The organism is Syntrophomonas sp. DTU019, assembly GCA_913757435.1.
Taxonomy (GTDB): Bacteria; Bacillota; Syntrophomonadia; order Syntrophomonadales; family Syntrophomonadaceae; genus DTU019.
Map to the genome: position 1 here is coordinate 107,366 of CAJYDM010000002.1, position 21,030 is coordinate 128,395.

Genomic DNA, 21,030 nt, shown 5'->3' on the forward strand with positions numbered 1-21,030 from the left:
CGTATCCCCCCATCGTCCAGCTATTTGACCATAGCATGCCTAACCAGGGTACCATCGTTCATGCAGATGCCTGGAAATATTATTTGTATCCCGTCACCGGGTTGAAGGTCCTGATTGCTTCGATGTATTGCTGGATCAAAACCCGAGTTGGAAGCACCAATTTCAGTTATCAATCGGCCACCGATAGCGTATATCATCTCTGCTATACAGGCCTGTACGGCCTGCTGTGCATCTATCGGCGCTTCCTGGAGGCATATAAAGGCTCTTTCGATATTTAGGCTTATGCCCATCAGGATTCGCAAATTCACCTGATACTGTAGTGGGATGAATGACTGTAGGTTCTGATGATCGAAAAGTACCTGTTCCCACGCCATCAGGTAGTCTTCTGGGTTGGCGATGTCTGTCGTTTCTGATTTTAGAACAGTATCCAGCTGCTGTTCCTGACTGACCAGGATGTCCTCAACTATCGAAAGGCAATCCTGAAAATATCCGCCTATATAATCTGCGGTTGCGGGGTGGCATTGGTTTGCGCAAGCGGTGATGTGAGCTATTGATTTATTGATTCTATTTAAGCACTCGACTCGATACTGGCGCAATTCCCCGGACAATTGAGATCGTTGCATATCTAGATTCGAGCGCGCCTGATTTAAATAAGATAGAAAAATAATGGCTGACGAAGGCCAGTTGATTTCTATAAGATGTGAATAAGCCTTTCGGAAGCCTAAATCCGCCATACCCAATCGGGTGAAAAATATCAGTCCGGATAGAAGGTCTGCACTGCGGCGCAACCAATCATCCATGATGTCTGCAGACAGATCTGTATATTGGTGCAACTGCTCTGATTGCGGAATTTCCAGGTCATAACCCGGCTTGCTATAGAACTCGTTGAGAGCGGTTGCCAGTACATGTCGATAGTTTGATGTTACCGGTTTACTTTTCTGAAACAACTCTATGCTGTCGGGACGGGCTCGTAATTCTCTGAGAACAGCATCGTGGAGTGAACGATCGTGAGTGTATTCGGTATAGACGGCTAATTTCTCCAACAACCATACCAGATCAGACACGCTGTCCAATTGAGGCGTGAAGCGATCCAATGCCTGAATCAAAATATTGGGCACTGAATCGGGACTCCGTTTGTGCAGATCCTCCAGCAATGCATCACGTTTTTTGCAACGGTGCAATACAGGAACTTCGCGGCCGCCGCTATAGCCCAACAACTCTAGATACACTTCAGCGCGATCTTGCCAATGGTCGGCCAGTTCCATATACAGGGCAGTTCTCTTTACAAAATCCTCTGTCTTGGCAGTTGGCAGTAATTTTGAGCGAAGCAGGAGTCTTGCCGCTCTGACTTTGGCTGATATAGAACCTGTTTCGAATGCTTTTACCAAGGAGTCTTTAAATATGGGTATGAGTTCGTGATGCTGCTCCAAATGCCGTATCCCATTCTCCAAGTTAGAGGGGCTGCTGAACAGTTTTCTGATTACCTCATTACGTACCTTTGGCGGAAGAACTGCAAACAATTGCTGCTGCTCGATGCAACTCAATTTGCATACACTGTCGATGAGAACTTTATCTTTTATCCCCGCCCCAAAAAATGCCAATATGGTCGTACAATATCTCAAAATGGACGCAGACATTTTGGGCTTGGGCTTGGATTTCGATGGGGCAAGAAGACTCAATGCATGATTGCGCGCCTGTTCTTCAAAGGCAGGGTATTCTTTCAACACTTTGAGCCAGCTCAGTAATTCATTGATAGATAATTGTGCCAGTCTGGGATGCAGGTCTTCTATAGAAAAATCTTGTATGGCTTGAAGTGAAGGAGTATTGGTTTTCAATAGTGCCAGAATATTATCTCTATCACCAATCTGAATTATCAGACCTTTCACCTTGCGGGCTAATTCCAGTTTACCTTTGTCAGGCTTCTTAGTTGAGGCCAGTTTATTCTCGATTTCTTTAAGGTTATCCAAATGAGAACAATCACCCAGTTTCTCACACGCGCTGAGCAGTGCAAGTTGACCGGCGGGCTCGGCGGTATGGTACTTTTCCAGCAGAGGTGACAGCCATGCCGCATATTGTGAGTCCTTTAAACGTTGAGCCAAAATCCTAATCATAGGCCCTTTAGCATGTGACACCAGGTTAACATACTCTTCAAGATTGTTTTCCGCCAGAAGAGCATCGACTTGCTCCGCAAGTATCTTCTCCAAGCTTTGTGCTTCAGCTCTGAACAGGCTATTGAGCATTTCTGCTCCCATGGCTGCATTGAGTCCCTTAGACTTTGCCCATTCTTTATAGCTCTTATAAGAGAAAAACTCAATACATCGAGCAGTCGCATCCTTATCGTATCGCGTAGGCAATTGTTAGTCCCCCTTATTGATCGGATAAAGCGTCATAAATAATCAGTTTCAGCGAGTAAACGTGTCATTTCTTCGGGTGTGCACGTTTTCATATGTGCAAGTTTATGTCTTAAATCTCTCAAGAAATGTAGACGTTCATAATCTGTAGCTTCAGGAATGTATAATCGCCGTTGGTCATTCTCATCCTTATCCTGTGTCAAATAAACTAGAGTGCCTAATTCAACATCATAGGGATCAGTAATATTTTCTCTATACTGTTTAATAGGCAGGCAAGCTTTCACAACCACCTCATACTTCTTAATAAAAGCAACCCGCTCCTCCTCTATCAGGGCGAAGGCCACCATAAGTTGGGCTCTCCACAAGCGATGGGATAAGCTCTGAAGGTTATTGCTGCGCAGTAACGAAAACGGGTGTGGCTGGGTATTGGTTTGTTCAACGGTTCCTCTGTTTACCAGTATTTTGCCTTCATAATACAGGTTGTTCAGGCTTTCCAGAGGTGATGTGGTTTCGAAATCAGTGATTGAAATCAGTTCATCCGCCAACTCTGCGTCAGTTAGGCAGAGGTTGGCGGCTACATAACTTATATACTGATGGAGATGAATAGGAATATTGCTCTGAGATAAAACCATCAATGCAAACAGTTGGGTATCATAATGAGAAACATAATCATAGTAACGAATCACCGAAACGTATTGGGGAAAACGGGCATCAGGAAAATAACCGGCTGCCTCTATGACAAAAGCCCCGTGTTCGTTAGTATCAGTCCGGTAATCCCGGCAAATCGAAGCCCATTCTCCAATCTGATCTGCCGGTATCCCTTTAATCCATATGACCTGTCCAGAAAGAGCGCGCAACTTATGCAGATAGCTGAGTGGTTTGCCAAGATGGGGGCGATACGCGGCTACATCATTTCTTGATGCATATCGTTCCAGCAGGAAACTGCTTATGTCGCCGCCTTTAAACTCATCTTCCCAGTCGATGTAATCCACGACCAGACTACAGGTATTCTTGATCTGTTCCTCTATGGTATATCGCATTTCCCGGCGCCAGGGCATATCTGGATCGCTGATATATATTACCGATCGACTGTTTGTCAACGCAGAACTAATTTCATCAACAAGACGCCGCGGCCCGGTAATCTGCGTCCACCAGATAACAGACGGATGTGAAGTCACACTGAAGCCACCTCACTTTCCTCCAGCAAAGCACTAAGTACATCATCCTCACTGCCGATTAGCTGTAGAAAACTATTTTTCCTGAAACGAAACATTTTGGAATTCGGCTTGCTTGATAATATCCCCATATCAGCCATCTCATACAGAAGGGCTTCAAGATCCGATTGGCTTAAATCTCCGAGGTGCGGACTGTCAGTGTTTTCCCGGATATTCTTCAGGATATCATTTACATCATAGTACCCCTGCCACTGTGCATTTTCGTTGCGTTCGTCTTCGTAGTTCATAAAGGCGATCACATTTGCGATCATCTTATAACGGGTATCCAGGTTCAAAGTCAAATGTAATTTGTCTTTTATGTTGTTGTTCAAGTCTTCCGAGGCAAAAATTGCCTTCATTTGATCATCTTTCAATATATAGGGAGGATTACCCCCGGTTACACTGTAATATGATTTATAATTATCGGATACTGACTGCACCAAAGTATAGCAGAAGAAATGGAGTATACCTGGATAGTAATTGGTGTTGGCCAATATGAGGGCTAACTGCTGCTCGCCCATCCGAAAACCCAGGTATGAAAGAGGTCGTTCCACTAGCTTTTTGGCATCGGCTGGAGACAGAGGCCTGATGCACAATGGAGCTCCTAATTGTGGCAATATGCCGTTATTATCCAGTGCACGCCTTGACCTGGCTACATTATGAAGTCCAGCCAGAACAAATTTGAACTGGTTTTTGGTCTTCCGCTTTAAATCCACAAAAGGCCACAGTACTGAATAATTATCCATAGAAGATTCACTCAGGAACTCATCGGCCTCATCGATAAAAAGGTACAATTGGACGATTCTTTTCTTGGCGAAATTACTTTCCAACTCTTTGCAGATTTCTTCTAAAGAGTGACAGGTCTTATCAATCAGCCTCATATTTTCCAATGACTGGTTGAGGCGTTCGATCAGCTCTGATTGCCCTTTTTCCCTGATATCAATATAAAGTGCAAACTTTTTCTCAGCAGGTTGATGGGTGATGCTCCTTGCTCGTTCCAGCAGAGCAGTCTTGCCAAGCTGACGTCCGCCATAAACCAAACAAGTTCCCGTAGGCAATAAAATATCATTTAGTTCAGCCTTTCGGCCATAGAACATTTCATCTGCAATCGGTCCGCTCCCCTTCGAATATGGCTGGTAAAACGTGTAGGGAAGTGTGCATTTGAACATCGCTACCAAACGTTCTCCTGCGTCCAGTGTTGCCAGGTAGAGCATAAGCACACGATCAATAAGCAGAAACGCATTCTGACCACTGGTTTCTGCCTTAAACTCTTCGGCTACCTTCCGTCGTTCGATTAGACTCAATGCTCCATCCATCAGCACTATGGTATTTCCGCCTAATTGCAGCTTGTTAGTCATTATGTTTATCAGCTCGTTGGCACTGTTACTGCCGAACAGACACACCACATTTATGTAGTCATTCATAAGAGTGCCATTACTAGCAATGGGGTGAGGATAATCACGTAGATGCTTCTGAACGGGTGTTACATAGACCTTATAGTGGTTATATTTATCGCCTGCCTTTTCCAAAGGATGTCGTTCAGCTTTTACCGTATCAAAGCCTATATACTTCAAAAGATTGACTACCGCGTTGACATTGCCAGAATCATTTTTTCTTTTCGGCCAACTTCGAATAAACTGTTCGGAGTTCCTAATGTGGCGTACCGTCCAATCAGGTTTCAAAAGAGATTCGATACTTTTGAATCCCCAATTACTCATGACATCGCCTTTATTCTTTTGCTGCTGACATATCTGATATAGCCGTTCATATTTTTTTAGGAAAGCATCGTGATAATCGGTCTCTTTATCCACCTCGATCTCTTCATCCGGGATGCTAACCTCACCCTGTTCAAGCCTATTAAGATACTCTTCAGCCACTGCCAGATTTTGGTTTAGTAAGTGTTTTTCGATATTCTTCAATATGGGCGCGTTTTCGTATGTTAAACCGCCGCTATCTGTAATTTTACTCATTCTGGCTACCAGGCTGTTTTCAAGCTCTTTGGTTTCTTTTTCGCTGTTGTTCAGGAGTATCTCTAGGAATGCCCTGTAATGGGCAATATCGCCGGCCGTTCTGAAATGATCACTCAACACGCATGCGGTATGGAAAATCGATTCCTTGGTGCTTTCCTGAATGCATCCATAAGCGTATTTTAACTCTAATTCGCTTTTAAACTCCTCTTCATGTTTTTCAGCTAAATGCTGTGCAGCTATGTGGGTTTGACTCAGGTCATTAATAGGGTGCTCAGTTGTTTCATATAAATAAAGGTTCAGGTGTTCGGCGGTTCCATAGTTGCTGTACCAATTAGATTCATTGGGATCATCGATTAGTGCTATTGCCTGGAGGGGTTCGATTTTAGGAGAGACAATATGCCCCAGTATTCTTCTCCAAGGTTCAAATCCCGTTATGTCTTGCGTCCCAGTAATAATGTTCGGTTTGAGCTCCTTATTGAGGTTGATCTGATAGGAAGAAAGGAGGGCAATATATTCCCACTTCTCATGCGGTGAAATCCCGGCCTGCAGGTATCGATGCAACCTTTTCAATGTATGACTAAGCACGCACATCCCGGCCTGAACTGGCAATTCAAGGGAACCATACAAATCTACAAGCTGATAATAAACTGAATCAAGACCTCTCAGTAGTTGATTACGGGTCTTTTCCAATGTGCCAAAAATCGTGTTTGGCAATATGCGAGAGTTATCGTCAGTAATCTCGAGCCATTCACAGACAACATCTAAACGCTTCTTAATCCCAAACTCGATGGTATTTCTGGGGCTGGATTTCAGAACCGGGGCTCTACCATTAATGGCTTTCCAGGTTTTGTCTATATAATCATTGATTCTTTGTTCTGAATAGGAAAAAGGATCCTCGTTTTCTGAGTTGCCGTCGGAATGATTGTTCTTGTTGAAAAAGGCGAGGGTTTGCTTCACGAAAGATTTCTGCTCAAATTCATTGTTATATATGATTTTCATACATTTATATAGGTCGCTATTTTTCCCAAAGCATGATGAGAGCAGTTGCGGAACTCCGTTGATACGGTGCCTAATTTGCGGTTCCGTCATCAACTCTTCCGCGCGTTTAATCAGGTCTGACTGTTGCTTTTTCCTGTCCTCTTCTGAAATGAAATTTTTCAAAACAGTATGAGAAAACCCAGATGGTGAAGAGTCCTTAAGATCAAACAAGGCTACATAGATTTGTTTTATTTCCACAAAAATACTATCCAATTGTGGGGAAATTGTTCCTAAATCATCGATCTCGTCCAGCAAAGCGGTCCTATAGTTGTAGAGATGGAAATCATGCCTTTCATCAGGCATACAAAGCGCCCATGCGAAGCAACTCAATCGCAGGAGTTTTAGCAGTATGCTATCAAAAACTTCGGTCGATGCCTCATTGTCATCCAGATTGCTCAAGGATAACCCAGTATACCTGTGCGGATCCAGGGACAAATTGGCAGCCGACAACAATCGGCTATAAAACTTTCCGGACTCGAACCTATCACTGACTAAAGATAGAGCTTTGGCCAACACAGCAGTTTCCATTATATGGTTCTCGGCCAGTAAATGAGTCAGTAAAGGTGCAAAATCGGACTCTCGAAAACCGTCTTTATCATTGAAATCAGGTTGATTATATTTGTCCAATAGTTGTGTGGCTATTTGTACGGATGAGGATACATCGGTAATGGGAACCCCTTCGCTATCCTCATTTTTTGATTCTCCGTCGGAAGTATTACAGCTTGTAGACGGTTCTCCGACTGGCTGGTCAGGTTTGGCGTCAGATTCTTGGGAACCGCTACTGATGACTTCAGACTCCAGCGAGGCAACTCGTGGAGGCTCATCTTGTCCAATAGAGTCAGAAGCTTCTACGCCCTGATCCTCATCTGGTGTTTCCGGGTGATCCGATTGTTCGGACCATACTATAGAATTGTGGGAAATGCCCGCTTCATCCCAATAGGTTATCTGCGCATCGCTAATACGAGCGATGTAACAGTGACCTGAATCATAAGAAAGACTTCGCAATAGGTTCCAGGCAACTTCATCGGAGTCTTCAATAGGCAAATAAACAATCTTGTCGAAACGGCTTTTATTGAGTATGCCATTTATCTCCTCTATCGCTCCTTCCCGTTCACTGCCCTCCGTTAACAGCAAATAATGCATATTGGGAGTGGAGAAAGTAAGATAAGGAATCCGGCATGTCAGCGTCTCATAATGGCAATAATCAGCTGCCAGTGGCCGCTTACTATCATGGATGATCGATAAGGCTACCTCATTTAAGAGCAGCGTCTTGTTTAACAAGTCAGGGCGTTCTTTTAGAGGCCTTATCAACTCCTGTTCGCATAGAAGCCATTTGGATTTACGGAACTCGTCAATAAGGCTCTTCTTAGTAAAGATCTGTCGTCCTTTATCCGAAAGACAAAAGTATTTCTCCTGACCTCCTGTTTCACTTATTTCGGTTACATAACCTTGTTTAATAGATGGAGTGATGTAATAGCAGAGCAGGTTCGCATCCTGGAATCCCCATCGTACCAATTGTGACGCAGACATGACCTGGCAATTGTTTAGCATAGACAACAGTTTTCTCTTGTCTTTAGTATCTTTTTTTAAATATTTCCGAATTTCCTTGACTTGTATTTCGGTTCCTTCCTTAGCGGTGCTAAAAGTATATTGAGAGGGAACCTCATCACAAACCTCATCCTTAGGTGCTTCGGGTTCTATCACGGGTATAGCTTTCATCGATGAAATAGTTTCTTCACTATGGCTGGATTCCAGATAAAACTTGCCTTGGTACAATAACCGGGGAATAGGACGTGGGAACTCTGATTCCAGAGCCTCCTCCTCAACAGGAGTCAATTCTATGTCCTGATGATCCACAACCTGTAAAAATACCTTATACGGCAATACCCTCAATTCCAAGCCTTCCGGGGCGGTGGTTTGCGGTATTTCTAAGGCCTTCATTTTACATTCGGTAAGCAGTGGCATTACGTCCGAATTGTCTATACCGACCTGTTGAAACCTGGATAGAATCGCCAAGGAATCCTGCACAGCGGTTTTGGCCTCAGCATCCTCAAGAATCTCTTCTGCCATTGAATAATTATTGTCAACAAGCCCCGGGAAATTGGCCTCCATTTGTTCCCAGAATTCTTCTTGTATTTGTAGATAATTATTGAGAGACTCTGCGGAAGAAATCAGTAATTGAGGATCTATATAGTTTTCAGCTTCTGCGGATTCACATATTTCCGCCAGCTTCTGTTTCATTTCAATAGCATAATTCCTTATATATAGTATCTGGTTTTTTAAATCGTTAATTGTATCCATGGCAATGTCTGACACCATTTCTGAGCTTTTCATAACAGCATCCCCCTGTGGATGGACTTAGAAAAAATCCTTCATTAATCTGCAATTATTTCCAAATATTATTATAATTCTATATAATTCTCCAAGTACCTGCTATTTGGTAATTGACCGATTACTTAGCAATACTAACCAGTTTAATACGCATGTCATTCCAATGGGTTGTTATTTTCTACTTTCACGGCATCATACGATCCAATCCAACAATTAATTAATTAACAGTCGTTCAATCTGCTTTACTGTATGTGCAAGCTTTGCGTTCTTACCTCCTGCTTTAGTAATAATCTATTCCATGATGGCTGTATTCCAAATTGCTCCCTGTGTTGCGCGGCGATGATGTTCACAAAACCCCGTGGCTATAGATTGCTGTGTCATATCACGCAACCAGAGCATACTCCTATCGAACGACACTTCATTGTCATAAAAATTAATGCTACTCCCCCACTGCCATCCCCTCATCATGCAGCACATATAACAAAAATCTGGCCCGGGAGCCGCCCACGTATATATCTGCTGGAGTGCAGGCCCGGCTTGGCCTTATGTCCACCAGAAACACTATATCCGCCTCCAGTCCTTTGAAGGAGCGAATGGTGCCGAAGCGGATCAGGTTGCCGCTCTGCTCCATGCCTACCGCCACCGGCCATTCCTTGATGCGTTCTTTGCCTGCCAGGCAGCTCTTGGCGTAGATATGGGGCGAGAGCACGGTGATCCTTTTGAGTTGGACCCCCTGGCTGACCAGGCGGCCGATCTCTTTTTCCAGGGTACGATACTGCTGGTCTTCACGGCAGGGGATGGAAACCACCGGCAATCCGCGGGGATTGAGGCATTTAAGAGACAACCCCGGCAGGAATTTCAGCATCCACTCGTTGATGGCTTGAGTGCTGCGGATGTTGCGGGTTAAGCGGTGCCGGGAGATCGATAATCCCTGTATCTTATCTATGTCGTGGCAGAAAATGGACTGGGCGGGATCGGCGAACACATACAGCTCGCCCTCGGGGCGTAGCATGGCTTCGATGCAGTCGAACCAGTCGGCCTGGAAATCCTGGCCTTCATCGATTATGATGCTGTCAAAGCGATAACTGTCGTCCTGCTCAGCCAGGATGTCAAAGGCCATCAGGGGCAGGGTCTGGCTGAAGAACTCGGAACGCTCCGCCGTTGCTGCGGGGATCTCGGGCTGGCCGTAAACAGGCTCAATGACCTTAAGGAAATAGTCGTGGATGTTCTGCACATATACCGCCTCTGGCAGCTGGGTGCGCAGGTAGGCGGCCAGGTTCTTGTTGAAGCAGGTTAAAAACACTTTTTTGCCAGCGGCCTCAAGGCGGCGGGCTTTCTCTATGGCTAAAAAAGTCTTGCCGGTGCCGGCCGCGCCCAGGAATATCTTACGCCGGTCCAGCTCGGTCTCATCTAAAATGCGCTCCTGCTCCTCGCTTAAGAGGCGCTCTCCAGAACGGCAGAACTGCTCGATCTGTTCCTCCAGGCGGCTGAATACCCTGAAGCTGGGGTTGAGGATCTTTTTCACCAGCAGTTGATGGGCCTCCGGGTTCTCGGGCCGGAGCGGTTCGAACAGGCGGTAAATCCTACTCTCCAAAAGACCAGGGTCTTCAATTTCGTCAAACAGCCACACGCTGTTTACGTTCAGATCACTGGGAAGGTTGCCATCCAGACGCGCGCTTTCTGGAAAGCACAGGGCGTATCTGCATTTAAGCGGGTAATATTTCTGGCCGGTGATCTGCTCATAACGGTGCAGGATGGCGAACATGGCCCGCTGGGCCTGCTCAAGAGGGTCTTTGCGCATAGGCTGGTAGTTACCCGATTTGAATTCTTGCCAGGCGTTATTCTGGTATTCAACATGACCCTGCTTGACCTCGACCACCACGAAGCCCAGGGCGGGATGGGCAATGACAAAATCGGCCTCTCGCAGTATCTCCAGGCCGTCTTCATTATCGTTATATTTGTAGGAATAGCAAACTGTGAAAGGGTCGGGCAGGGCTGAACAAGCTTGATAGAACCTTCTCTCTCCCTCATTGGCTATCCCCTGGGGATGTAAATCCGGTACCATTACGGCCATATCTTATAAATCCTGCCAAATTAAGCCAATATAATTATATTATAGACATATTTTTTGTCACGTATAGAGTACTTTAGTATATATTGGTGCAAAAAATATCTACGCCGCATACAAGCCTACTTAAGATGCCTGGGGTAGACCGCTGTTTAGTGCCTTACCACTTTAGGAAACTCAGGAGAAAGCCCGTTCTGAGGTACGGGGACTATTGCTTCGACTTAGAATAAACTAAGGACACAGGGGGGGCACAGGGGGACGTTTTATTTGTGTCATTTTTTAGTCGGATATGAATCACTTGGGACCTGGGGACAGCACAAGTCTATTGCCACCCCCTACAGCGGGTACACTGAGGACAGTCTCGCTCTTTAATTTGCTTCGGGACACACAGGGGACAGTCACTCTGTATCCCTAGAGGGACACAGAAGGGACAGTCCCCGTGTATCCCTCTCGTAGATCTCCCTATCCCGGGTTTCCCCATCCCAGGCAAGACAGTCCCCCGTATCCTTTATCCGGTTTCCTTTGCATGCAAGACAGTCCCCGTGTATCCCGTGATTTCTAAGCGCACCCATAAAAACCCCTATCCCACGGTTTGGGATAGGGGTTTAATTTCATATTGATGCAGATTTAACAATAGCAGTGGCCTTACATCTTTAAGCTGATCAATCGTCGAAGGCCTCGCTGACTTTCCACACCTTCCATACGTTGCCGACCAGATCGGGGCCGGGTTTAAGGGTTTTTTTGCCCGGCTTCCAGCCTGAGGGGGTGGCTTCCAGACCATCGGTCTGGCGCACCAATTGGAAAGCCTGGATCTGGCGCAGCGATTCGCTGACATTGCGGCCTACCGGTGCGGTCAGGACCTCGAAGCCCTGAATTATGCCGTCGGGGTCGATTATGAAGCGGCCTCTGGTCTCCACGCCGCTGTCGCTGTCATAGATACCGTAGCTCTTGCCGATGCTGCCGTCCTGGTCGGAGAGCATGGCATAAGGGATATCCTGATTGATCATCTTGGATATTTCGTGGTCATTCCACATTTTGTGTACGAAAACGCTGTCTACGCTGCAGGCCAGGACCTCCACGCCCAGCTTCTGGAATTCGGGGTACTTTTCAGCAACTGCTGAAATCTCCGTCGCTCAGACGAAGGTGAAGTCTCCGGGGTAGAAACACAGGACTACCCATTTTCCTTTAAATTCGGACAGGCTGATATTCACGAATTTACCCTGTAAATAAGCCGGGGCAGTAAAATCCGGGGCTGGTTTGCCAACAGCTACCATTGTTTGCGTCGCCTCCTTTGCTGTTTGCTGTTCGCCTGCATCTGCAGCGGGCTGGGGCTTGTTAATGGGGGGCCGCTTACATCCGGGTTTGAATTCTTCGGGCATTTGGTTTCCTCCCTTCTTTTGCAATAGTGTGGAATCTATGTTTCTATTATATACACTTGTAGACATTGTTTGCCAGCAACAAAACTGCCTTACTAGGTGTCGCAGGGACGAATTTTTAGGCATTTTCTGAGGTGGCTGACGCGGTGTTGTTGACAGCGTAACAGGCAGTTGATACAGTGGCTAGAGCGCGGAGGTAACAAGTCCTCAAGAATTTTATTTGCGTCCCAACAGCCGATTTGGTGATGATTAAAATCGTCATTTCGCCTTGGGAGCAGATTCCATGACATTTGCCCGAACCGGGACAACGGATCTTTTCCCCGTCTATCCAGTCTCAAATATTGTTAATTGCTTAAATATTTTCTGGCTATTTTCCTCAAGCTATTAGCAAAGGAGGAATTTTCTATGGATCAGTTTGAAATTGTGGAAGTGAGGCATGATGAGCAGGGGCGCCTGACCCGGTTCAAATTATCCGATGGCCGCGAGCTGAATTTTCAGCAGGCTATAGAGATGGGCAAACAGGGGCAGATCAGGAATATCGATGTGGTGGATCGGAGCAGCGGCCAACAATTTATCCGCAGCGAACGAGACCAGACCGAAGAGAACAACCTCGACAACCTGCCTGAGTTCTGAGTGACTGGGACAGTTGCTTCGACTTAGAATAAACTAAGGACACAGGGGGACGCTTTATTTGTGTCATTTTTTAAGTCGTAAATGAATCACTTGGAACCTGGGGACAGCACAGGTCTATTGCCACCCCCAGTAATGAGACGCACTGAGGACAGACTTACTCTTAAATTCGCTTCGGGACACACAGGGGGCAGTCCACTCTTAAATTCGCTCCGGGACACACAGGAGATAGTCCACTCTTTAATTTGCGTCGGGACACACAGGGGACAGTCCGAGACCACTGAAAAAGTACCCTTATTAAGCCGCTACTGAGTACTTTTTGAACCATCCCTTTCGGTTAATCAATAATCTGCGTTGCATCAACTGTGCAAAAGTAATATTTAGGCTCTGTGAAGCGGATACCAGCTTGGCTATCCGCTTTAAATTTACCGCTAGGGCCGTTAGTTTGGCCTGAATGCGGATACTTCGTAGACCGTAGCCTTTAGCACGGTCTAATCCGTGGATTCTTTTTAGTTCTGCGTTTTTGGGTTCGATCTTCGCTCGCTTGCGGTATTCGTCAAGGAATTCCTTGGTTTTTGCCCTTTGGCTGTATTCATATAACTCAGGGGTATTGATACTGATGGATAAGATTCGGGCTATTTTTTTGCTCTTGCCTATACACTCAGTCCGACGGGGGCAGTTTCGGCAGCGCTCACGTTCAAAGCTGTAGTCCAGTAGTTTCTGCTTTTTGCCGTTCCGTTCTCGGGTTTTGGATTTTACTTTTACCGTTTCGTTCCCCATAACACAAAACCACTGGTCGCTATCCTTGTTGTAGCTAAACAGTTCTTCATCGATTTTGTAGGCGCTGGCACTTACCGGTATGTAGGCTGAAGCTCCATTTTCCTTGATCAGATTAAGGATATCAGCGCGGAAATAGGCTTTATCACCATATACTCCAGTCACGGTTAGTCCTGATCGCAGGAACTCATTAAGATGATCTTTAAAGTGGAAACCGTCCACATAGTTACCCGGTTCCACGATCATGCTGGTTATTAAACCACCGTCAGTGGTCTGGCATAGCTCTGCCTTGTAGCCATAAAACGATTGGGTCTTGCTTTTGTAGCCTACCCGGGCGTCTTTATCAACCAGGGAACGTATGCCCTTTTGTTCTATGAACAGGTCACTGGCTAAGATCTCCTGGGCTTCCTCTACGGCATGAAGGACTTCTTCTGAGGTATCGTCGCTAACTTGTTCTATCAGTTCTTCCAGATAATCCTTCATAACTTGTTTGGCTTTAACATGGTCTTCTATTTGCGTGTAATCGGGTATTTCAGGTTCTTGCTGGCCCAATGCTTTAAATATGTTCCTGGCCAGATGCTTCATAACTCGCTCCGGCACCTTTTTACTGGTGTTGGCTTCGATATGAGTGGTGTCTATTACGACACCGTTGCTGCTTTTAATAATGCCTCTTTCCACGCATTGCCGTACAATCTCGGTAATGATGGTATCCATACTAATATCCTTAAGGCGTTGGGTGCGAAATTTAGTAAGTAGGCTGGTTTCGGGTAGGGGGTCCTCGGGATTAAGTCCGATGAACCATTTGTAGGCTAGATTTACGCTTAAGTCCTGAATCAGTTGTTCATCTGACAGGTTATACAGGTATTTCAGTATCTGGATTCTTAGCATCATTTCCGGTTCTTTGGCGGGTCTGCCAAAATGTCTGCAATACCGGTCTGCTAATAGTTCATTAACAAAACTGAGGGAGATAGCTGCGTTTATCCGTTTTAGAATGTGATCATCGGGTATCATTTGGTATAATGCGTAGTAGAAGCTGCTTTGTTTAAAGGTGTTTTCGACTAACATAAAAAGCATTCCCTCCGTTTGGTTTATTTTGTTGTGGTGACTTAATTATACCGCAGGTGGGTATGCTTTTTATGTTTTTATTGGACTTTTTCAGTGGTCTCGGACAGTCCCTCTGTATCCCTAAAGGGACACAGAAGGGACAGTCCCCGTGTATCCCTCTCGGTCCCGTGTATTCCTTATAAGGGTCTGCTACAAGGCTTATTTATCAGCCGGTTCTAATCAATCCAATCAGGTTTTCTTTTTTCAAGAAAGGCTTTAATACCCTCTTCGCAATCCCTGGTGGTACTGTTTAAAGCCATCACTTCATTGGCATAGTTGAGTGCCTTGAAATCGTCCATGTTGATCTGTTCGTAAAACATGCGTTTTCCTATAGCCAGACACGACTTGCTGTATTGGGCGATGGTCAGAGCCATGGTATAAGTTGCTTCATTAAGTTGGTCAGCGGGAACAACTTTGTTTACCAACCCATGGATTAGAGCCTCCGCGGCGGGCATAAATTCTGCCGTAAACAGCATTTCCAGGGCTTTTTTGCGGCCTATGTTACGGCTTAAAAAGACCGCCGGAGCACTACAGAAGAGCCCGATCTTCATTCCTGGAGTGCCAAATAAAGAATCATCGGCAGCTACAGCCAAATCACAGGCTGCCACCAGCTGGCAGCCGGCAGCAGTGGCGATTCCATGGACTTGAGCAATCACAGCTTGAGGCATCTCCCTAATGGTACGCATGGTTAGAAAGCAAGTTCTAAAAAGGTCGGCTTTTTCCTGGGGATCAAATTCATGCACCTCGGTTAAGTCATGACCTGCAGAGAAAACCTTCCCTATTCCTTTGATGATTACGACGGATACATTGTTTTCCTGGGCAATAGTATTCAGAACCGCGGTAAGTTCCTGTAATAGTTCTTTGGAGAGTGCGTTCCTTTTTTCGGGGCGGTTAAGACTTATAACGCCGATCTTATCATTTCCTTGTTCCTCATAAATAAGATAGTTGTAAGTCATTTTTATGCCTGATGTGATTGTACATTATGTACATCAAATCAGTTTCACCTCCCTTTCCACTTCTAATTCTAGTTCTTCCCAGATTAGGCAACAAGTTGCTAGTTACTTATTATGATAAAAACGCCTTCAATATGTGGGCGGCCCTTTACGGTGGCATGCGACAGCGAGCGGCAGCAGAGAATGCTTGCATACCACGCTATATCAGCAAGCCGTGTAAAGGCACTGCTATTGTGACCAACACACCAATTCAAATACTGGTGTGGAGGAGGAATTAAGCGTAAGAAACGGCCCCTCCGGTGAACTGCTCAAAGTACTCCTAAGGGGCCGTTTTTTGTGACCGGTGGTCAAGTATTTACCTGAACTTGATGCTCTTAAAGGCAATGGTCTGATTCTTGATGGCTTTCTCCGTAGGCAGCCTTTCAATACTGGAAGCCCCGAAGAATCCATCCACACCATGGGTGCGCTCCAGTACATATTGGGCATCCTCTGGCTCTGAAACCGGCCCTCCATGGCAAATCACCATAACATCCGGATTGACGGATTTTCCAGCATCGTGAATGGCCTGGATCCTTCTTACCGCCTCATCTAAATCCATGGTGGTTTCAGCCCCAATGCTGCCCTTGCTGGTCAAACCCATATGTGCCACCAGTACGTCCGCACCGGCTTTCGCCATCTGCCGGGCATCCTCTTCATCAAATACATATGGAGTGGTGAATAAACCGATCTCATGCGCTTTGGCGATCATCTCGATTTCCAGACCATAACCCATGCCGGTTTCCTCCAGATTGGCTCTGAACTTACCGTCGATCAAACCTACCGTGGGGAAGTTCTGCACCCCGGCAAAACCCATATCCTTTAATTGCCTCAAGAAATAGTCCATCTCCCGGAAAGGGTCTGTCCCGCATACCCCCGCCAAAACCGGAGTATCTTTGACGATTGTCAATACCTCCCGGGCCATTTCTACAACTACCTGATTGGCATCACCATAAGGCATCAGACCGGCCAGAGAACCTCGACCCGCCATTCTATAGCGGCCTGAATTATAGATAATAATCAAATCCACACCACCAGCCTCTGCAGACTTGGCAGATATGCCAGTGCCGGCACCGGCACCTACCAATGGCCTCCCCGCCTTGATTTGTTCCTGCAGCCTGGCCCTAACTGTTTCTATCGTCCACGCCATAGATGACAACCTCCTTTGCTATTTTTCCAGCATGTCTACTAGTTTCTTGGCCATGGCCAGGGCAAATATTTCATCATTGATAGTGTTATCCATCTCGATCAACTCAACTTTATCCCGGTCGATGTTAGTTCTCAGGGTATCAAATAGAACTTGGTTTTCTTCAGGTCCATAGAAAGGCTGTCCTTCAACGTCGATCAATGAGACGCCCTTCAACGGTAAGAACAATGCGGTCGGGCCTGTGGTCATGTTGAGCTTTGCGGCGATGATTTGCCCCAGCTGCCGATTTTCGTCTACTGTGGTACGCATCAAAGTAACCGTAGCATTGTGTTTATAAAGATTGCGATCTTTAAACTGTGCCGGAACCGTATCCATGGCTCCAAAATTGACCATATCCAGAGCACCGGTGGAGACCACCTGGGGAATGCCCATCTTGCCTGCCGCTTCTAGTCTGTGGGGACCGGCGCTGAATACCCCGCCCACCAGTTCATCACACCATTCGGTGGTGGTGATATCCAGTACGCCTTTGATGAAACCGGCGTTCACCAGTGCCTCCATCGATCCTCCACCGGCTCCGGTAGCGTGGAAGACCAGTACTTCATAGCCTTTTGACTCTAAGTATTCTCTAGCGGTGGTAACACAGGGAGTGGTTACCCCAAACATAGTGGCCGCTAACAAGGGTTTTTCCTCTTCCAGGGCTGGCGTGACCCCTTTGGCCATGCCTGCGATGGCGAAAGCAGCATTGGCCAGGATCCTGGAGGATATCGAATTAATCCCGGAGATATCTACCACCGAGTACATCATAGTAATGTCTTTGTTACCTACATAAGGCCGGGTGTCACCAGAAGCAACCGTAGAAACCATCATTTTGGGAATACCCACCGATAATGCCTGCATCGCATTGGTGCCGATAGTAGTGCCGGCGGTCCCGCCTAAACTGATGATGCCCGCTACCACATTTTCCTTTTCCAGCTCGGCTACGATCTTTGCACTGCCTCTCATCATCACATCAACCGCCTGTCCCCTGTCATTGGCGGCGACCAGTTCGGAAAGCTCTGTACCTCCGGCCTGGGCAACGGCCGTATTAGGTATGTCTGGTTCAAAGTAGGGTTTGCCTAGCACTCCGGCATTGATAACCAGAGTTGCCACACCTTGAGATTCAATGATATCCTTGATGAACTTAAATTCCGCGCCCTTAGTATCAAGAGTCCCTAAGATAACGACTTTCTTCAAGATAACACGCCCCCTTTTAATATACTCTGCACTTCCGCTAGAAAACATATCCTACAAATTCAGTCTATGCCTACTACCACTATATGTAAATTACTATTTTCAAATTTCCCATCTAACCGTGATCGGGGACGCTCTTCAGCCAAGTCAAAAGGCCGTTCCTCGCCGGAGCGGCCTTTGTTAATTCCAAGCTTGCGGATTCGCTAATGATTTTATTACCCTCATGCTATTGGCAGTCTACTATGCACATTTCCTGACAGGATCTATTATGCATCTGTTGTAGGGCAGCAAAAACTCTCTTATACCACTTGAATACGGGGCAATATCGTATTGTTGAAAATATACCACCACTCCCTCTGTGGTGCTATAAAAACTATCCACCTTAAAAGTCTGTTTTACCAGTTGCTCATAATTATCGAAATAAATATCAGGATTTTCCCTTATCTGTTCAATAATTTTATTTTTAATATATGATTGATAATCATTGCGACACCCATACAATTGCCTTAGTCTAATCATCTGCCCGGTCCTCAGGTTCCAGGTCTGAGAAGTCCTTACAGTTGAGCCATGGGCTCCGCCGGTGAACTGGTAATTATCAAAATATAAACTGATTACACAGGCTCTATTATAAGTTACGTTAAAGGTCTGCAGGGCTTCGAATGCACGTACCGGAAATCCGTTTTCAATATCAAACAGATACTGATCAACTGCCATTTGGTAAAGCTTGGTGCGAAACTCGTTTTGAAGCGCCACGGCCCTGCCTTGGTAAAACTGGTTTATAGACTTTATGGCCTTTTTGTAATTATCTGACTCGAATTCGGGGTACTCTATTCGATAGCTTAAAACCGTTACACCGTCATATTGCATTTCCTCAGCTATTACTCTGGTATTAAAGCGGGTCATCTTTTTCAATGTAATCACCTCATGATAGCATATGGAATGATGCTATATTCAGTGACTATATATTATTGTAAAAGCCAAAAACGGTTTCACTTCTCACCACAATTGTAAGATGGAGAACGGCTTGTTTCCCAAAATCATGGAAGAAATCAGCGATTATATGGTAGAGGGACTAACAAGTTAAAAGTGACGGTCGCTGAGCATAGCTTTCATTATGCAGCCCTGTCCTCAGAAGCTCTCCTGGCAGAATGGTGTTTTCTGTAATTGGCGGTTCTTCCATGTAAAAAATAATACAAAAACAAGCATGCCAGTAAAACCACAGCTACAACAGTATACATCCCCCGGTAACCAATGAAAGGAATAATAAATCCGACCAACAATGGACCGGTTCCCATTCCTATGTCAGAGAACATTAAATAGGTCGAATTGGCTAGTCCCAGGCGATAGGACGGGGTCATTTTAACCGCGATAGCCAAAGTACTGGATTGAATAGCACCGAATCCAATACCGACTAATACTGCAGCCAGTAAAAGTTGATAACCAACATGGCTATGGCTGAATAAGAACATTCCGGCAGCAAATATGACAAATGCCGGGTACATTACTTTATTTTCGCCCTTAGCATCGAATAAACGTCCGATAATAGGCCTTGAAATAAAGACTACCAGGGCGTAGATAATGAAAAAGAAGCTGGCTGCTTCAACTAAATCTATTTCTTGTGCATAAACTGCCAGGAAGGAAACGATACTTGAATAACTCATGAAAACAATTAAACATATTATGGCAATCGGAATCACCGGCAACTCAATTAGGTTGCTCAGCTTCAAACCACGCATTTCCTCCATTTGTCCTGCTGTGAGTTCCTTTCTAGGCAGGGATAATAAAGGCACCAGCAAAAGGCTGATAGCTGAGGCTATCGCACAGACCGAGAACATCATACTATAACTGCCATGCTGGCTGATGAACATACCCAAAAAAGGTCCAATAGCAGTTGCCAGTATTGGACATAACGAATAATAGGCAATACCTTCGCCCCTTCTATTTATGGGCATAATATCAGCAACAATAGTTGCTGATGCTGTAGTAGTTATACCGAATGATAGGCCATGCCAAAAGCGAACCATTAGAAGAAGATAAATATCATTTACCCCGAAATATAACAAGGTCATCGCCAAACCAGTAATAACTCCCAGGGCGAGAGTGGCTTTATAACCTATCCGTACCAGCAATTTCCCAGCAAAGAGACGCACAAGAAGTGCGCCAATAATGAATATACTTGCCGAAAACCCCGCTTCACTTGGAGCTGACCCAAATTCTTTCATCGCATAATCAGAAATAATAACCATTAATAAATAGAAGTTCACCGCGATGAAAAAGTTTATAAGTGCGTTGACAATGAACTCTTTCGTCCACAACTTTGACTGTTCCAAATCTATTACCTCTTTATTATAATCATTCAGGCTTATCGGTCAGCCTATACCCTTTTGCACCTGGGGCTGGATGAAGGCGCTTCATTCATGGCACCTTTAAGGCCTGGATGATCTCTGCCTCCTTCTCCGCTATCTATCTATCTGTCAACCATTTAGGATCATTTCTTTTCTTGAATGATAACCAAATTCTATCAGGCAGTCTACCATGGGTGCAGGTTACAGATGGGGACATCAGACTGCGGTTTCAGGATTGGGGTTTGTTCCGATGCTACTAAGCATCAATCAAAATTAAATTGACACATTAGGCAAGGCATCACCAGTTGCGGCGTACACGGGGAGTCCAACACACAAGTCTGAAAAAATAAGCAATATGGCCAATTATGTCAAAATAACGCTATATATACATTAAACAGCCAATTTTCGTCATAACTTAACTATACTTATAAGTAATATATTGTATAATAAATTAGAATAT

General features: G+C 45.4%; 12 protein-coding genes. 1 reads left to right on the forward strand and 11 read right to left on the reverse strand.

The features are described 5' to 3' along the window. Window positions 1–20 precede the first annotated feature (20 nt). The 5 genes from AC15IQ_RS06210 to prxU all read right to left on the reverse strand — a co-directional run bounded on the left by AC15IQ_RS06210 (window position 21) and on the right by prxU (window position 12,351). Window positions 21–2,354, reverse strand: coding sequence for a hypothetical protein (locus AC15IQ_RS06210; protein ID WP_483177902.1), 2,334 nt, complete (start codon window positions 2,352–2,354; stop codon window positions 21–23). A gap of 32 nt (window positions 2,355–2,386) precedes the next feature. Then, window positions 2,387–3,529, reverse strand: a complete 1,143-nt coding sequence (locus AC15IQ_RS06215; RefSeq protein ID WP_483177904.1) for a hypothetical protein — start codon at window positions 3,527–3,529, stop codon at window positions 2,387–2,389. Beyond that, on the reverse strand, window positions 3,526–8,907 hold the full coding sequence (locus AC15IQ_RS06220; RefSeq protein ID WP_483177905.1) for an ATP-binding protein: 5,382 nt from the start codon (window positions 8,905–8,907) through the stop codon (window positions 3,526–3,528). Before AC15IQ_RS06220 ends, AC15IQ_RS06215 begins: the two co-directional genes overlap by 4 nt. Before the next feature lie 436 nt (window positions 8,908–9,343). After that, window positions 9,344–10,978: an AAA family ATPase gene (locus AC15IQ_RS06225; protein WP_483177907.1), complete on the reverse strand. Its 1,635-nt coding sequence runs from the start codon at window positions 10,976–10,978 to the stop codon at window positions 9,344–9,346. Between the two features lie 656 nt (window positions 10,979–11,634). Continuing rightward, window positions 11,635–12,351, reverse strand: a complete 717-nt coding sequence (prxU, locus tag AC15IQ_RS06230; protein ID WP_483177909.1) for a thioredoxin-dependent peroxiredoxin — start codon at window positions 12,349–12,351, stop codon at window positions 11,635–11,637. 402 nt (window positions 12,352–12,753) lie between these two features. On the opposite strand from prxU, the gene AC15IQ_RS06235 reads away from it, so the two are divergent. Further along, window positions 12,754–12,981: a DUF3892 domain-containing protein gene (locus AC15IQ_RS06235; RefSeq protein ID WP_483177910.1), complete on the forward strand. Its 228-nt coding sequence runs from the start codon at window positions 12,754–12,756 to the stop codon at window positions 12,979–12,981. A gap of 294 nt (window positions 12,982–13,275) precedes the next feature. Here AC15IQ_RS06235 and AC15IQ_RS06240 read toward each other — a convergent pair whose 3' ends face one another. From AC15IQ_RS06240 to AC15IQ_RS06265, 6 genes are all read right to left on the reverse strand, one after another. Then, the gene (locus AC15IQ_RS06240) at window positions 13,276–14,820 is read right to left on the reverse strand and encodes an IS1182 family transposase (protein WP_483177912.1); all 1,545 of its coding nucleotides are present in this window, start codon (window positions 14,818–14,820) and stop codon (window positions 13,276–13,278) included. A gap of 215 nt (window positions 14,821–15,035) precedes the next feature. Next, window positions 15,036–15,815 carry an enoyl-CoA hydratase gene (locus AC15IQ_RS06245; RefSeq protein WP_483177914.1) on the reverse strand — a complete coding sequence of 260 codons (780 nt, stop codon included), beginning with the start codon at window positions 15,813–15,815 and terminating at the stop codon, window positions 15,036–15,038. A 352-nt stretch (window positions 15,816–16,167) separates the two neighbouring features. Then, complete coding sequence (locus AC15IQ_RS06250; RefSeq protein WP_483177915.1) at window positions 16,168–16,998, reverse strand: phosphoenolpyruvate hydrolase family protein; 831 nt, start codon at window positions 16,996–16,998, stop codon at window positions 16,168–16,170. A gap of 18 nt (window positions 16,999–17,016) precedes the next feature. Further along, entirely contained in the window at window positions 17,017–18,228 is a 1,212-nt protein-coding gene (locus AC15IQ_RS06255) for a Tm-1-like ATP-binding domain-containing protein (RefSeq protein ID WP_483177917.1), read from the reverse strand. A 237-nt stretch (window positions 18,229–18,465) separates the two neighbouring features. Continuing rightward, window positions 18,466–19,128, reverse strand: coding sequence for a DUF3298 and DUF4163 domain-containing protein (locus AC15IQ_RS06260; RefSeq protein WP_483178610.1), 663 nt, complete (start codon window positions 19,126–19,128; stop codon window positions 18,466–18,468). Between the two features lie 209 nt (window positions 19,129–19,337). After that, complete coding sequence (locus AC15IQ_RS06265; RefSeq protein WP_483177919.1) at window positions 19,338–20,555, reverse strand: MFS transporter; 1,218 nt, start codon at window positions 20,553–20,555, stop codon at window positions 19,338–19,340. Window positions 20,556–21,030: the final 475 nt, after the last annotated feature.